Annotated in this window: 15 protein-coding genes; 7 read left to right on the top strand and 8 right to left on the bottom strand. The window is 67.3% G+C overall.

From position 1 onward, the window contains the following. Positions 1 to 22: 22 nt before the first annotated feature. The gene (locus tag ACO07K_RS21895) at positions 23 to 1,243 is read right to left on the bottom strand and encodes an MFS transporter (RefSeq protein WP_422031597.1); all 1,221 of its coding nucleotides are present in this window, start codon (positions 1,241 to 1,243) and stop codon (positions 23 to 25) included. Continuing rightward, positions 1,240 to 3,480: an arylsulfatase gene (locus ACO07K_RS21900; RefSeq protein ID WP_422031599.1), complete on the bottom strand. Its 2,241-nt coding sequence runs from the start codon at positions 3,478 to 3,480 to the stop codon at positions 1,240 to 1,242. Before ACO07K_RS21900 ends, ACO07K_RS21895 begins: the two co-directional genes overlap by 4 nt. A gap of 88 nt (positions 3,481 to 3,568) precedes the next feature. On the opposite strand from ACO07K_RS21900, the gene ACO07K_RS21905 reads away from it, so the two are divergent. From ACO07K_RS21905 to ACO07K_RS21935, 7 genes are all read left to right on the top strand, one after another. Further along, positions 3,569 to 4,333, top strand: coding sequence for an alpha/beta fold hydrolase (locus ACO07K_RS21905; RefSeq protein ID WP_422031601.1), 765 nt, complete (start codon positions 3,569 to 3,571; stop codon positions 4,331 to 4,333). A 5-nt stretch (positions 4,334 to 4,338) separates the two neighbouring features. Continuing rightward, positions 4,339 to 5,058, top strand: a complete 720-nt coding sequence (locus tag ACO07K_RS21910; RefSeq protein WP_422031603.1) for a DNA-3-methyladenine glycosylase I — start codon at positions 4,339 to 4,341, stop codon at positions 5,056 to 5,058. Positions 5,059 to 5,060: 2 nt separating this feature from the next. After that, positions 5,061 to 5,807 (top strand): aspartate/glutamate racemase family protein, encoded by a 747-nt coding sequence (locus ACO07K_RS21915; RefSeq protein ID WP_422031605.1) that lies wholly within the window; start codon positions 5,061 to 5,063, stop codon positions 5,805 to 5,807. Between the two features lie 11 nt (positions 5,808 to 5,818). Next, on the top strand, positions 5,819 to 6,661 hold the full coding sequence (locus ACO07K_RS21920; RefSeq protein WP_422031607.1) for a fumarylacetoacetate hydrolase family protein: 843 nt from the start codon (positions 5,819 to 5,821) through the stop codon (positions 6,659 to 6,661). Continuing rightward, positions 6,645 to 7,892: an MFS transporter gene (locus tag ACO07K_RS21925; RefSeq protein WP_422031609.1), complete on the top strand. Its 1,248-nt coding sequence runs from the start codon at positions 6,645 to 6,647 to the stop codon at positions 7,890 to 7,892. Before ACO07K_RS21920 ends, ACO07K_RS21925 begins: the two co-directional genes overlap by 17 nt. Continuing rightward, positions 7,892 to 8,731 (top strand): NADPH-dependent oxidoreductase, encoded by an 840-nt coding sequence (locus tag ACO07K_RS21930; RefSeq protein ID WP_422031611.1) that lies wholly within the window; start codon positions 7,892 to 7,894, stop codon positions 8,729 to 8,731. The genes ACO07K_RS21925 and ACO07K_RS21930 overlap by 1 nt, the downstream gene beginning before the upstream one ends. Before the next feature lie 164 nt (positions 8,732 to 8,895). Next, the gene (locus ACO07K_RS21935) at positions 8,896 to 10,410 is read left to right on the top strand and encodes an ABC transporter substrate-binding protein (RefSeq protein ID WP_422031613.1); all 1,515 of its coding nucleotides are present in this window, start codon (positions 8,896 to 8,898) and stop codon (positions 10,408 to 10,410) included. 7 nt (positions 10,411 to 10,417) lie between these two features. On the opposite strand, the gene ACO07K_RS21940 is transcribed toward ACO07K_RS21935, so the two are convergent. The 6 genes from ACO07K_RS21940 to ACO07K_RS21965 form a co-directional block, all read right to left on the bottom strand. Then, entirely contained in the window at positions 10,418 to 11,071 is a 654-nt protein-coding gene (locus ACO07K_RS21940) for an FABP family protein (protein ID WP_422031615.1), read from the bottom strand. A gap of 67 nt (positions 11,072 to 11,138) precedes the next feature. Continuing rightward, positions 11,139 to 11,459, bottom strand: a complete 321-nt coding sequence (locus ACO07K_RS21945; RefSeq protein WP_422031617.1) for a DUF2218 domain-containing protein — start codon at positions 11,457 to 11,459, stop codon at positions 11,139 to 11,141. Beyond that, complete coding sequence (locus ACO07K_RS21950) at positions 11,456 to 12,040, bottom strand: PadR family transcriptional regulator (protein WP_422031619.1); 585 nt, start codon at positions 12,038 to 12,040, stop codon at positions 11,456 to 11,458. The genes ACO07K_RS21945 and ACO07K_RS21950 overlap by 4 nt, the downstream gene beginning before the upstream one ends. Before the next feature lie 112 nt (positions 12,041 to 12,152). Next, positions 12,153 to 12,482 (bottom strand): hypothetical protein, encoded by a 330-nt coding sequence (locus ACO07K_RS21955; protein ID WP_422031621.1) that lies wholly within the window; start codon positions 12,480 to 12,482, stop codon positions 12,153 to 12,155. Positions 12,483 to 12,587: 105 nt separating this feature from the next. Next, positions 12,588 to 13,214 (bottom strand): 2-dehydro-3-deoxy-6-phosphogalactonate aldolase, encoded by a 627-nt coding sequence (locus tag ACO07K_RS21960; RefSeq protein WP_422031623.1) that lies wholly within the window; start codon positions 13,212 to 13,214, stop codon positions 12,588 to 12,590. Next, on the bottom strand, positions 13,211 to 14,083 hold the full coding sequence (locus tag ACO07K_RS21965) for a 2-dehydro-3-deoxygalactonokinase (RefSeq protein WP_422031625.1): 873 nt from the start codon (positions 14,081 to 14,083) through the stop codon (positions 13,211 to 13,213). The genes ACO07K_RS21960 and ACO07K_RS21965 overlap by 4 nt, the downstream gene beginning before the upstream one ends. Between the last annotated feature and the right edge of the window lie 9 nt (positions 14,084 to 14,092).

Here is a 14,092-nt window from a genome sequence, read left to right on the forward strand (position 1 = left end):
CTTTGCTTGATACGCGAAGAAGTTAGAAAAGCCCCACCGCGTGCCGACGCCGCTGCGCGGTATAGAGGATGCCCAGCAGCATCAGGTTGAGCAGGTTGAAGGCCAGCGCAGACTGGAACGCCGGCGTATAGGAGAGCGTCGCGTCGAAGATGAAGCCGCCGAGCCAGCCGCCCGCGGCCATGCCCGCCATGGCGAACAGCATCACCACGCCCAGCCGCCAGCCGGCAATCGTCGGGCCGTAGAGGAAGCGCAGGTTGAGCGCATAGCCCTGCACGATGGCGATGAAGGGAATGCCGTGCAGCAGGGACAACGCATAGATTCCGTTGATGTCGCGCACGTAGAGGAACCCGACCAGGGAGCCGATCTGGATCACCGAACAAATCAGGCTGACAGGCAGTGGCCCGATGCGCTGGGCCAGCCGCGCCATGACGAAGGTGGCGACGATGGCTGAGACCAGCACCAGCGACACCGCCTCGGTGCCGCGCGCCGCCGGGTAGCCCAGGTCGCCGCAGAAGGCGACCATGTGAACGAAGGGAAGCGCCATGGCGGTGCAGCAGCAGAAGCCCGCCGCCGACAGCAGCCCCATGATCGTCGAGGAGGGCAGCGGCAGGTGCACCTTCTCCTCGCGCCGCCGCCCGCCCGGACCGCGCAGGGTCGGCGCGGCCCGGACGTAGAGCGCGCCCAGCAGCAACAGCCCGCCGGCCGACAGGCCGTAGACCAGCAACGTGTCGCGCCATCCGATCTCCGGCAGCAGCAGGCGGTAGACCTGCGGCCAGACCGAGCCGGCCACCGCGGGCCCGATCGAGATGAGAGCGATCGCCATGTTGCGCCGCTTCTCGAACCAGCCCTGCACGTTGTTCATGGCCGGCGTGAAGGTACCGGCATTTCCGAGGAATCCCAGCAGGACGGCATAGCCTGCATAGAGTGCGATCTCGCCGCCGCGGGACGCCACCCAACCGCCCAGCGCGATGCAGACACCGGCAATCAGCAGCGGCACCCTCGGACTGGTGCGGTCGGCCAGCCAGCCCATGAAGACGCCGCCCACGCCCATGCCGAAGAAGCCCACCATGTAGGCGAAGGACGGCACGGCGCGCTGGTCGCCGAAGTCGGCCGCCATTTCCTTGAGGCCGACCATGGGCAGGTAGATGCCGCCGCCGCCCAGCGCGACGCAGGCCATCGAGACCAGCGCCAGCCGCCACGCATAGGCGCTGTCGACGCCCCTCCCCGGCGGGGCGACGCTCACTCGCGCGCCAGCGCCGCCGCGGCTGCCTGCTCGGCGTCGAGCACCTGGTCGTCGTCCATGAGCACGGTGACCTTGCGCAATTTGCCGGTGAAGGCGAACGGCGCCTCGTAGTGCGACACCGGGCTCGACCGGTCGCGGCCGATGTCGAGGCCCGACCAGGAGATGAAGCTCACGAAGCCGTTCTGGGTGTCGAAGCTGCCCGCCGGCTCGCCGTCGATCAGGATCGTGGCGAGGTTGCGCCCCTTGTTGCGCCGCATCTGGACCGCCAGCTTGCGGTTGCCGGCCGGCACCGGCCGGTCGGAGACGATCAGGTGATGCTCGCCGCCGATGTTCATGTCGTAGGCCAACTTGCCGTCCTTCATGTAGAGCGAATAGCCGGTGGTGGCGTCGCCATGGGCGATCAGCACGCCCTCGGTCATCGCGCCGTCGACCTGCACGTCGGCCTCGATCGTGTAGGTGCGGTTGCGCACGTCGGGCGCCACGTCGGTCGGGACGTGGCCCATGCCGGCGTGGAAGACGAATCGGTTGCGCGGGCCGTGGAAACGCTTGGCATTGTCGGCGAAGCGCGGCGCGAAGCGGTCGTCGAGCGGCAGCACCTTGCTCGCCTCGGCCTGGCGCCACCATTCCTCGATCATCGCCTTCAGCCGCTCGGGCTCTTTCTCGGCGAGATCGTTGGTCTCATTGAAATCCTGGTCGAGGTGGTAGAGTTCCCACTTGTCGTTGGCGAAGTCGGCGCCCGGCGGGTGGTAGGAGACCGCCTTCCAGCCGTCCTGCACCAGGCCGCGATGGCCGAACATCTCGAAATATTGCGGCTTGGCCTTCGACTTGGCCTTCGCATTCTTGAGGCTCTTGGCGAAACTGGTGCCCTCGAGCGGCATCTGCTTGACGCCGTTGATCGCCTTCGGCGGCTTGATGCCGACGACGTCGAGCAGGGTCGGGACCAGGTCGCTGGCGTGGCAGAACTGATGGCGCAGCTCGCCGCGCGCGGCGATCCCCTTGTCCCAGGCCATGACCAGCGGATCGCGGATGCCGCCGCCATGGGTGTTCTGCTTGTAGCGCCGCAGCGGCGTGTTGGCCGCCATCGCCCAGCCCCACGGGAAGTTCGAATGGGTGTCGGGCCCGCCGATATCGTCGATGCGCGCGATCTTCTCCTCGAGCGATTCGCGGCGCAGATTGTAGGGGCCCATGGCGTTGATCATGCCGAAGGGTCCGCCCTCCTGGCTGGCGCCGTTGTCGGACATGACGATGACGAGCGTGTCGTCGAGCTGGCCGCTGCTCTCGAGGAAGGCCATCAGGCGGCCGATATGCTGATCGGCATGATCGAGCATGGCGGCGTAGGCGGCCTGCAGCCGGGTGAACAGGCGGCGCTCCGGCTCGGCAATCTCGGCCCAGGCGCGCACGGAATCGTTGCGCGGCGGCAGCATCGTGCCCTTGGGCACGATGCCCATCTCGATCTGGCGCGCGAGGCGCCTTTCACGCTCGGCGTCCCAGCCTTCGGCAAAGATCGAATCGTACTTGGAGACGAGGTTGAACGGCGCCTGGTGGGGCGCGTGGCAGGCGCCGAACGCCAGCCAGGTGAGCCACGGCGTCTCGGCATTGTCGGCGGTATGGTCGGCGAGATAGCGGATTGCCTGGTCCACCAGGTCGGAGGTGAGATGATAGCCGGTGGCGAAGGTGCCCGGCGGATCGACCGGCGTGTTGTCACGCACCAGCTCGGGCGCGAACTGGTCGGTCTCGGCATCCATGAAGCCGTAGTAGCGGTCGAAGCCGCGGCCCAGCGGCCAGCCGTCGAACGGGCCGGTCGCGCCCGACTCGGTGAGCGGCGTCACGTGCCACTTGCCCAGCATGTAGTTGCGATAGCCATGGGGACGCAGCATTTCGGCGATGGTGCCGGCCTCGCGGCTGATCTTGCCGCGATAGCCCGGGTACCCCGAATCGAAGTTGGCGAGGCAGCCCACGCCCACCGAATGATGATTGCGGCCGGTCAGAAGGGCCGCCCGCGTGGTCGAGCACATCGCCGTGGTATGAAAGCCGGTGTAGCGCAGCCCGCGCTTGGCGAGGGCATCGATCACGGGCGTCTCGATCGGTGAGCCGTAGCAGCCGAGGTCGGAGAAGCCGACATCGTCGAACAGGATGACCAGGATGTTCGGGGCGCCTTTCGGCCGCTTCGGGGCTTCCGGCCAGTGGGGCTGTGACTCCTGAACCGTCTTGCCGATCTTCCCGTGATGTCCCGTCATGCGTTTCCTCTTTCGTTGTCGCGTTTGTCCGACACTTGGCCAGCGCGATCAACCTTGTCGCAGTTCATGCCACTTGTTAGGGAAAGTCATGGCTCACTTCACCTCCGATGGGCTCGACCTCGCCTACGACGAATTCGGCCCCGCCGATGGCCGCAAGGCGATCGTGCTGGTGCACGGCTTTTCCGCGAACCGCACCGAGAACTGGAAGCGCATGGGCTGGTACGACGCCATCGCCGCCAAGGGACTCCGCGGCTTCGCGCTCGACAATCGCGGCCACGGCGAAAGCGCCAAGCCGCACGATCCGGCCCTGTACGATCGCGAAGCCATGGCCCGCGATGTTTTTGCATTGATGGACCATGCCGGCGTCGAGCGCGCGCACGTGCTGGGCTTCTCGATGGGCTCGCACATCGCCCTGACGGCCGCCCTGCTCGATCCCGGCCGCATCGATCATCTGGTCGTGGCCGGCGTCGGCGCCACGCTGTTCGATCCGCCGCGCGAGGAAGGCGCCATGGCCGCGGCCATGGAAGCAGCCAACCCCGACGAGATCGCCGATCCGATGCTCAAGAGCTTCCGCCACTTCGCCGACGAGCAGAAGGAAGACCGGCTGGCCTTGGCCGCCTGCTCGCGCGGACCGCGCCTGCCGCTCACGCGCGACTCGCTGATGGCGATCCGCCGACCGACGCTTGTCGTCGCCGGCGCCCGCGACCAGCTCGCCGGCCCACCGCAGGGACTGGCCGCCGCCATCCCCGGCGCCAAGGCGGTGACCCTGCCGGGGTGCGATCACTTCTCCTGTATCGGCCATCCGATGTTCAAGGCCACCGTGTTCGACTTCTTCGACGGCTGGCTCGAGTAGGCTGGATGGCAAGGGTCAGCTTCAAGTCGATCCAGGCACGCGCTGCCAGGCGCAAGGGCGGCGAGAAGGCGCTGGCGGCCCTGCTGCCGAAGAAACGCGACAACAAGGCTCTGGCGAAACTCACGGACGACCGCGTGCTGGCCGAGATGGCGCGCCGCGTGTTCTGCGCCGGCTTCGTATGGAGCGTCATCGACAAGAAGTGGCCGGGCTTCGAAGAGGCCTTCCTTGGCTTCAATCCCAAGCGGCTCCTGTTCCAGCCGGCCGAGTTCTGGGAGAAGCTGACGCAGGACACCCGCATCGTGCGCAACCCGACCAGCATCCGGTCGGTGCGCGACAATGCGAAGTTCGTCACCGACATCGCGGCGGAGCATGGCAGCTTCGGCAAGTTCCTCGCCGCCTGGCCGGCCGACGACCAGATCGGCCTGCTCGAAATCTTCGCCAAGCGCGGCTCCCGTCTCGGCGGCTTCTCCGGCCAGTACCTGCTGCGCTTCCTCGGGCGTGATTCCTTCATCCTGACCGGCGATCTCATGATGTGCCTGCGCGATGCCGGCGTGCCGATCAGCGAGAAGGGCACGTCCAAGAAAGACCAGAAGCTCGCCCAGGCGCAGATCAATGCCTGGGCCGAAGAGAGCGGCCTGCCGCTCACCCACATCTCGCGCATCTGCGCCCTGTCGATCGGCGAGAACCACGATGCCGCGCGCCTCGCGGAAACCATGCGGACGTGACCATGACGAACATCCTGCTGATCAATCCCAACACCACGAAGTCGATCACCGACCTCGTGCTCAAGACGGCCAAGGGCTTTGCCTCCAAGGGCACCCGCCTGCGGGCGCTCACCGGTTCCTTCGGTCCGCGCTACATCGCCTCGCGCGCGGCCTATGCCATCGCGAGCCACGCCGCGCTCGACGCCTACGCCAACGATCGCGGGCCGAAGGATGCGGTCGTTCTCGCCTGCTTCGGCGATCCGGGCCTCGCCGCTCTCAAGGAGGTCAGTCCGGTGCCGGTCGTGGGCATGGCTGATGCGTCGATCCTGCAAGCCTGTGCCATGGGCAATCGCTTCTCGATCGTCACCGGCGGCGAGCGCTGGAAGTCGATGCTCGAGGAATTCGTGGCGGGCCATGGCCTCTCCTCGCGCCTCGCCTCGGTGCGCACCGTCGCGCCGACCGGCGCCGACATTGCGCGTAACCCCACGGCCGCCATGGAATTGCTGGCAAAAGGCTGCAGCGCTTGCGTCGAAGAGGACGGCGCGGACGTCGTGATCCTGGGCGGCGCGGGCCTGGCCGGGCTGGCCGCCAAGCTGAAGCACATGGTCGACGCCCCTCTTCTCGACGGCGTGGCCTGCGCCATCTCGATGGCCGAGGGTCTCGCGCTGCAGAAGCCCGCCAAAGCCACCAATGGTGCACTTGCGAAGCCCGGCGCCGTCGACAGCATCAGACTCTCCAAAGGTCTTTCGAAGCTGCTGCAATCACCCTAGGGTCCGTCCCTATGCGGTTGGTCAGCTTTCGCCATGCGGGCGCGAACAAATTCGGCGCGGCCGTGGACGGTGGCATCGTCGATCTGTCTGCACGCACGAAGGGGCGCTGGTCGGGCTTGCGCGATGTCATCGCGACCAAGGCGCTTGATGAACTTCGCGCCGCACTGAAAGGCGCAACGCCCACTCTCGCGTTCGAGGATGTCGAGTGGCTGCCGGTGATCCCCGATCCGGGCAAGATCCTCTGCGTCGGCCTCAACTATGCGAGCCATGTCGGCGAGGTCGGACGCCAGATGCCGACGGTGCCCAGCGTGTTCTCGCGGCTTCACGACACGCTGGTGGCCCATGGCGGCGACATCGTGCGGCCGCGCGCCTCGGGCGACTTCGACTATGAGGGCGAGCTCGCCATCGTGATCGGCGAACGCTGCCGGCACGTCCCGCGCGCCGGCGCCCTGTCGGTGATCGCGGGCTACACCTGCTTCATCGACGGCAGCGTGCGCGACTTCCAGAAGCATTCGGTCTTCGCCGGCAAGAACTTCCCGGCGACCGGGCCGCTGGGCCCGTGGATGGTCACGTCTGATGTGATCGCCGATCCGCAGCGGCTGGAGCTGACGACACGGCTGAACGGCAGCGTGGTGCAGCACGACACGACCGATCACATGATCTTCGATGTCGCCACCATCATCGAATATCTCTCGACCGTGACCTGGCTCGAGCCGGGCGACATCATCGCGACCGGCACGCCGGACGGCGTCGGCACGGGCCGCAAGCCGCCGCTCTGGATGAAGTCCGGCGACAGGCTGGAAGTCGAGATCTCAGGCATAGGGACTTTGGGCGTCAATGTCGTCGACGAGTAACTCATTCGACCTGCCGGCCAGCGATGCCGGCAGCGATGCGAAGAAGGCCCGCGAATTCAAGGTGATCGCGCTGATCGCCGTGGCGCATTTCGTGAGCCACGTGCACATCATGCTGCTGCCACCGCTGTTCGGCGAAGTCCGCGCGGCGTTCGGCGTCAGCTACGTCGAGATCGGCTTCGCGCTCACGGCGTTCAATGCCGCCTCCGCCCTGCTGCAGACACCGGCCGGCTTCCTGGTCGACCGGGTCGGGCCGCGCGCCATGCTGACCGGCGGCCTGATCCTGGGCGGCGTCGCCGTCGCGGCCGCCGCGATGCTGCCCGGCTACTGGTTCTTCGTCATCGCCTACGGCTTCCTGGGGCTCGCCAACACCGTCTATCACCCGGCCGACTATTCGATCCTGTCGGCCACCATCGATCACAAGCGCATCGGCAAGGCCTTCTCGATCCATACCTTCGCGGGCTATCTCGGCTCGGGCGTCACGCCGGCGCTGGCGCTGGCCTGTGCGGCCTTGTGGGGCTGGCGCGGCGCCTTCCTGTTCGTCGCCGGCCTCTCGATCGCGACCGCGTTGCTGCTGATCGTGATGGGCAGCGTCCTGCCGCGCGTCGTGCACAAGCCCGGGCAGCAACCGGCAAAGGAGAGCGGCCAGAAGGTCGGGCTCGACCTGCTGCTGAGTGCGCCGATCCTGCGCAACCTGCTGTTCTTCTTCTGCCTCGCCATGGCCAATGGCGGCATCCAGGTCTTCACCGTCGTCGGCATGGCGCAGATCCATGGGACCCCCGCCGATGTCGCCAGCGTGGCTTTGTCGGGTTTCCTTTTGTGCAGCGCCGGCGGCGTGCTGCTGGGCGGCATCATCGCCGACCGCACGCCGCATCACGAGCGCGTGGCGGCCATCGGCTTTGCCTGCACCTCGACCATGGCGATCCTGATGGCGTGGGTGAACATGCCGGCCGCCGTTCTGATCGGCGTCATGTCGCTGGGCGGTCTGCTGAACGGCATCATCCAGCCGTCGCGCGACATGATGGTGCGCGCGGTCACGCCGCCGGGCTCGTTCGGCAAGGTGTTCGGTTTCGTCAGCACCGGCTTCAATCTGGGCGGCATGGTCGCCCCGCTGCTCTATGGCGCCCTCATGGACCACGGCGAGCCGCGCGCCATCTTCATGATCGTTACCGGCTTCATTTTCCTGGCGCTGATCACCGCGATCACCCGCCGCAAACCCGAGAGCATCGCCTGATGGATTCCCTGACGCCTGCCACGCCTCCCAAGACGGAAGCCCTCGCCCGCCGCTATGGCGCCGATGTCCTGCCCGCGGCCGGACCGTGGAACGAGACCATCGCCACGATGCTCGATCATCGCTCGGTGCGCAGCTACAAGCCCGATCCCGTGCCGGCCGGCGCGCTCGAGACTATGATCGCCGCCGCCCAGTCGGCCGCCACCAGCTCCAACATGCAGTGGTGGTCGGCGCTCGCCGTCACCGATCCCGCCAAGAAGAAGGTGCTGGCCGAGATCGCCGGCGGCCAGAAGCATATCGAGCAGTGCCCGCTGTTCATCGCCTGGATCGCCGACATGTCGCGCAACCAGCGCATCTCCAACGCGACGAAGACGCCGTTCGAGACCATGCCCTGGCTGGAGACCTTCATGGTCGCCTCGATCGACGCAGCACTGGCGGCCCAGAACGCGGTCGTCGCGGCGGAGTCGATGGGCCTGCGCACGGTCTATATCGGCGCCATGCGCAACGACCCGATCCGCGTTGCCGAGCTGCTGGGCCTGCCGCCCCAGGCCGTCGTCGTGTTCGGCCTCTGCGTCGGCTACGCCACCGAAAAGGGCGAAGGCGAGGTGAAGCCGCGCCTGCCGCAGTCGGTCGTGCTCCACACCGAGCGCTACGACGCGAGCAAGGAAGAGGCGCTGCGCACCGCCTATGACGCCGAGATGAGCAAGTTCTCGGCCCGCCACGAGTTGCAGGCCGCGACCTGGACCCAGCGGGTGCTGAACCGGCTGGGGCCGATCAAGGCGATGAACGGCCGCGAGACGCTGCGCGCCGCGCTGGCGAAGATGGGATTCGAGGTTCGGTAGAGCGTCCACCTCTCCGTTCCGAAGGAAGGATGATGGGTGATCGCTCTTTCTTCGGCGCTCCCGGACATCGCAGAGCGATGTCCTGACGCTACCCGGCCGAGCTTCGCTCGGCCGCATGGCACGCCGCGTGCTGGAGTCGTCTGACGGTCAGGACGGAGGGCATCATGCGGCGGACGGCTCATCGCTTTCTCATGACATTGGCGCTCTGCGCGGCGGCCAGTACGGCCTCGGCGCAGGGGCATCTCAGGATCGGACTGGGCGACGACCCGGACGTGCTCGATCCCACCCTGTCGCGCACCTACACCGGACGCATCGTCTTCGCCTCGATCTGCGACAAGCTGTTCGACATCGACGAGAAGCTCACGGTGGTGCCGCAGCTCGCTCTCGGCCACGAGACCTCGGCCGACGGCAAGACGGTCCTCATAAAGCTTCGCCCCGGCGTGAAATTCCATGACGGCGAGCCGTTCGACGCGGCGGCGGCAAAGTACAGTCTCGAACGTCACCTCAACATGAAGGGCTCGTTCCGCAAGCCCGAGATCGGCATCGTCGAGAGCGTCGACGTGGTCGACCCGCTGACCGTCAAGCTGAACCTGAAGCAGCCCTTCTCGCCGCTGCTAGCCCAGCTCACCGATCGGGCCGGCATGATGGTGTCCCCCAAGGCCGCGGAGGCGGCGGGCGACAAGTTCGGCCTCAAGCCCGTGTGCGCCGGGCCTTACAAGTTCGTCGAGCGAGTCCAGCAGGACCGCATCGTCGTCGAGAAGTTCGCCGACTACTGGAACAAGGACCAGGTGTTCATCGACAAGATCACCTACCTGCCCATCGTCGATACGACCGTGCGCCTGGCCAACCTGCGCTCCGGCGGCATCGACCTCACCGAGCGCATCCTGGCGACCGACATCCCGACGGTGCGCGCCGATCCCAAGCTGAAGCTCGCCAACTCGGTGTCGCTCGCCTGGTTCGGGCTGATGATCAACCAGGAAAACGGGCCCAAGTCGAACAATCCGCTCGGCAAGGACCCGAGGGTGCGCCGCGCCTTCGAGCTGGCGCTCGACCGCGACGCCATCAACCAGGTCGTGTTCAACGGCGAATTCGTGCCGGGCAACCAGTGGGTCAGCCCACAGAGCCCGTACTATCAGAAGGACTTCCCGATCCCCAAGCGCGACATCGCCAAGGCCAAGGCGCTGATGAAGGAAGCCGGCATCACCGGCAAACTCACCCTCGACTACATGGTGAACAACGCGCCGGAGTCACGGGCCATCGCCGAAGTCGTGCAGTCACTGGTGGCCGAAGCGGGCTTCGACCTGAAGCTGCGCGTCGTCGAAGTCGCGACCGCGCTCAAGGCCGGCGAGGATGGCGATTTTCAGATCTATGCGTTGACCTGGAGCGGCCGCAGCGATCCCGATGGCAATTCAGTGGTCTTCCAGACCTGTGGCGCGCCACAGAACATGGCGAAGTACTGCGACAAGGAACTCGATGGCTGGCACCAGGAAGCCCGCGCGGCCACCGAGTTCGAGGCGCGCAAGGCCGTCTACCGCAAGATCACCGAGCGCTTCCTCGACAAGGGCTGGATCTTCTACCTCTACCACCCGCAGAACCTGGCGACCCATACGGTCCGGCTCGAAGGATTTCGTCCGGTGCCGGATGGGCTGCTGCGGGTGGTCGGGCTGAAGCTGAAATAGCGCCGGCTCAGTCGAACTTGCCGCTCTTCAGCCGGTCGACCATCGGATTCTGGGCCGGCGCCGCGACCCGGCGCAACGTGTTGGTGTCGCGGTGGTTGAAGGCCGGTGTCTTGCCGCGCACCGCCAGGTCCGTGCGCGTCACGTAGGACCAGGAACCGTCATCGTTGAAGGTGATGTCGATTCGGTAATAGTCGGTGCGGAACGCCTGCTCGAGGAAGGTGGTCGAGCAGATGCCGAAGCGCGTGTCGCCGCGCGTGGCTTCCACGGAAATCGTCTTGTCGCCCGGCTTCGCCGTCCCGCCCGCCAGCACGACCTGGCCGCGCGGAATCGCGATCGATTGCATGATCAGGCCGGTGGCCGGTTCCCACAACCAGTAGCCGACCTGGTCGTGGAAGGTGATGGCTTCTTCGTCGGTGTTGATGTGGATGTGGTAGCGCAGCCCGTAGAGAAGCTGCGGCCCGTTGGGCTGAGGATCGATCGGCTCCATCCGGATATGCTCGCGAAAGCCGCGCTGCTCCGGGCCCGGCGCCTTGGGCGCGATGTCGATCCCCTTGTCGGACTCCCAGTCGCCGGCCAGGCGGGCCAGCGGCCCCAGGTTGGCCAGCGTGTCGGCTGAAAAATCCTCGGGCTCGGTAAAGACGTCTTCGGGAAGGGTCGACATGGGGTCCTCGGGCTGCACTCGCGCGGACTGTGCAAGCCCGGCCCCGGGTTAACAAGCGCGCGGCTTGTCACGCATCGCGCCAGTCGAAGGTGAGAGGCGCTTCGCGGAAGGCGAAGCGATCGAGGTGGCTGGCCACGGCGCCTTTGAGGGCCTCGAGCTGCCCCTCGGCACTGGCCTCCAGCCGACACTCGAGCGCGTCCGCCTGTGCCGTGAGGTGAAGGGTGGCATCGCCCGGCCACTCGGCGCCCCGGGCGTTGCGCGGAAACACGACCCTGCCCGTCTCCGGCGTGAATTCGACTTCGAGATTGTGGCTCCAGTGCTTGCAGAGCTGCTGGAGGTAGCGGCTGCCGTTGACCGTCGGCACGCGCGCGCTGCTGGTGGCGCTCATAGGCGTTCGATCCTCTGCGCGGCCTCGTCGATGATGGCGACAGCGTCGTGGACCGTCTGCTTCTGCACGCCGTCACGGCCGAGGCGAAGGATCAACGCCTCGCGCAGATTGCCCATGGCCCGGCGCACCGGCGCGGAGTCGGTGCGCTCCTGGAGGCCGGCAAGCTCGGCCAGTCGCGCGAACAGCGCGGCGACTTCCACCTTGCGCTCATCGAGATGGGCGGTGCCGTCCGGCGTGACCGCGAAGGACTTGCGCGCGCCTTCCGACTTCACCTCCGCGATGTGGCCCATCTCGTCGAGCATCGTCAGCGTCGGATAGATCATGCCCGGGCTCGGCACGTATCGACCGCCGGTCAGCTCCTCGATGGCGCGAATGAGCTCGTAGCCGTGGCGCGGCTCATCGGCGATCAGCTTCAGCAGCACGAGCCGCAACTCGCCCGAATCGAAGACGCGCCGGCGTCCCCGCCCGCCATGACCCTCGCCGGCATGCCCTTCCCAACCATGGCCGGGCCGGCCAAAGCCGCGCCGACCGAAATGATGCCGATGGGACGGCTCCTGCGAATGATGATGAAAACCTCTCATGGATTCGTCTTTCTATGTTTGAACATACTCAAGATATATCTTGAATGTTCAAAAAAGCAAGCCCCCTGATGAGGATTCGCGATTTGAAACTCGAGTTACGCTGCCGGAAGCGTCAGTGACGCCCCACTCGATTGACCGGACCGCCCCTGTTCACGTCGCCGTCCACTCCACGGCCCGGGGCTACGCCGACGCCGGGAGCGCCCGCGCCAACGCCTGGCGTGACACCCACGCCGGGAGCGCCGACGCCAACGCCCGGCGCAACGCCCACACCCGGCGCGCCCGCGCCGACGCCCGGGACCACGCCCACGCCCGGCGCTCCGGCGCCGCGAGGTGCCCAGACGCAGCCATGCGGCACGCCTTCAGCGCGGCAATAGACTTCCGCGTTGGCCGAGGTCGCCAGAAGCGCCAGACCCAGCGACAAACCTGCGATTGTGCGAACCATGATTTTCTCCAACACCCGTATGGGATGCGGCGAGTGTCTAGCACGTCGCCGACAGCGACGCGCGAGAATTGAGCCGCCCCGCCGATCGAACCTCCCTGCGGTTCTCTACGGGCGCCAAGCCGCTAGGATCGCGGCCGCCTTCAGCTTCACCGCCGCCGCATCGTCGCCCGGTTTATAGAGCGACGAGCCGAGACCGAAGCCGGCCGCACCAGCCGCGCGCCACGCGGCCATGTTGTCCGCGCCGATGCCGCCGACCGGGATCAAAGGCGTGCCTTTCGGAAGCACTGCCAGCAACGCCCTCACGACGGCGGGCGACGCCAGCTCGGCGGGAAACAGCTTCAATCCGTGCGCGCCCGCCTTCAGGGCCGCGAAGGCTTCCGTGGGCGTCATGACTCCGGGCAGGCTCGCCAGGCCGAGCCGCACCGTCTCGACCACGACCTCGGGATCGAAGTTCGGTGCGACGACCAGTTCGCCGCCCGCCGACGCGACGTCGCGCACCGCGACTGCCGTCAGCACCGTACCGGCGCCGATCACGGCGTCGGGGAAGCGCTTGCGCAGGGCCGCGATGCTGTCGAGCGGCTGCGGCGAGTTGAGCGGGACTTCGATCAGCCGGAAGCCGGCTTCGACCAGCACGTCGCCGATCGCCGGCGCCTCGGCGGGCTTCACCCCGCGCAGGATGGCGACGAGCGGCAGCGCGCGCATCGCAGCCTCGAACCTCTCCACTGCCTTCATGGCTGCACAGCCCTCATGCCCGCCCAGGTCGCCTCGGCACCGAAGCGGCGCACCCGGACGCCGCTGTGGCCCAGCGCGAGAGCATAGCGTTCCGTGAGGCCCGCCGCGCCGATGACGATGACCTCGCCGTCGCCCGCCAGATCCTGCGTGCGCAGCTCCTCGCCGATCAGCAGGCCGGACAGGTAGCTCGCCGACTGGACCGGGGACAGCCGGTCGAACAGCGCGAGCGCCCGCACACCGAAGGCGTCGTGCAACAGACCGTTGCCTTCGCCGGCCCGCGTCACGCCGCGCAGGAACATCGCCTGGTCGAGCGGCGCATCGGCGTCGAGCGTCCGGGCCAGGATGGAATGCTGGCCGAGCAGCCCATAGACCTCGCCGGTCATGTAGGTCCGGAAGCCGGTGACCTGCCCGTCCCGCACCGTGGCCCACTTGCTGTGCGTGCCCGGCAGCACGAACAGCCCGTCCGTCAGATCGGCCAGCCGCATGGCGCCGAAGATCTGCACTTCCTCGCCGCGCATCACGTCGGGCACCTCGCCCTGCTCGACGCTGAGGCCGGGCACCAGGGCGATCCGCCCCGGCTCGATCCAGTGCAGGTGTCGCTTGAGGTCTGCGGGTCCGGCGGGACAGGCGACATAGGGCGCCTCGACCCAGCCCTGCCGGCTGCCGGCCATGCCGGAGATCAGGCACACGCTGCCGGCCGGCTTCATCCAATCGGAGAACAGCGAGTCGAAGACGCCGGCGAAATCGCCGTTCGGGACATTGAGAATCCCGAGCGGCGCACTCTTCTCCTCCAGCACGCGCCCCGACTCGTCGAAACGGGCGCCGCGCAGCGAACTCGTGCCCCAGTCGACGGCGATCAGGTGGGGCACTTCAACCAC

Origin of the sequence: Reyranella sp. (assembly GCF_965228225.1) — a bacterium.
Lineage (GTDB): Bacteria > Pseudomonadota > Alphaproteobacteria > Reyranellales > Reyranellaceae > Reyranella.

Excerpts from the sequence above, each read along its gene's own strand:
- ACO07K_RS21900 (WP_422031599.1), bottom strand. The coding sequence starts at position 3,480 with ATGACGGGACATCACGGGAAGATCGGCAAGACGGTTCAGGAGTCACAG.
- ACO07K_RS21905 (WP_422031601.1), top strand. The coding sequence starts at position 3,569 with ATGGCTCACTTCACCTCCGATGGGCTCGACCTCGCCTACGACGAATTC.
- ACO07K_RS21910 (WP_422031603.1), top strand. The coding sequence starts at position 4,339 with ATGGCAAGGGTCAGCTTCAAGTCGATCCAGGCACGCGCTGCCAGGCGC.
- ACO07K_RS21915 (WP_422031605.1), top strand. The coding sequence starts at position 5,061 with ATGACGAACATCCTGCTGATCAATCCCAACACCACGAAGTCGATCACC.
- ACO07K_RS21920 (WP_422031607.1), top strand. The coding sequence starts at position 5,819 with ATGCGGTTGGTCAGCTTTCGCCATGCGGGCGCGAACAAATTCGGCGCG.
- ACO07K_RS21925 (WP_422031609.1), top strand. The coding sequence starts at position 6,645 with ATGTCGTCGACGAGTAACTCATTCGACCTGCCGGCCAGCGATGCCGGC.
- ACO07K_RS21930 (WP_422031611.1), top strand. The coding sequence starts at position 7,892 with ATGGATTCCCTGACGCCTGCCACGCCTCCCAAGACGGAAGCCCTCGCC.
- ACO07K_RS21935 (WP_422031613.1), top strand. The coding sequence starts at position 8,896 with ATGCGGCGGACGGCTCATCGCTTTCTCATGACATTGGCGCTCTGCGCG.
- ACO07K_RS21940 (WP_422031615.1), bottom strand. The coding sequence starts at position 11,071 with ATGTCGACCCTTCCCGAAGACGTCTTTACCGAGCCCGAGGATTTTTCA.
- ACO07K_RS21945 (WP_422031617.1), bottom strand. The coding sequence starts at position 11,459 with ATGAGCGCCACCAGCAGCGCGCGCGTGCCGACGGTCAACGGCAGCCGC.
- ACO07K_RS21950 (WP_422031619.1), bottom strand. The coding sequence starts at position 12,040 with ATGAGAGGTTTTCATCATCATTCGCAGGAGCCGTCCCATCGGCATCAT.
- ACO07K_RS21955 (WP_422031621.1), bottom strand. The coding sequence starts at position 12,482 with ATGGTTCGCACAATCGCAGGTTTGTCGCTGGGTCTGGCGCTTCTGGCG.
- ACO07K_RS21960 (WP_422031623.1), bottom strand. The coding sequence starts at position 13,214 with ATGAAGGCAGTGGAGAGGTTCGAGGCTGCGATGCGCGCGCTGCCGCTC.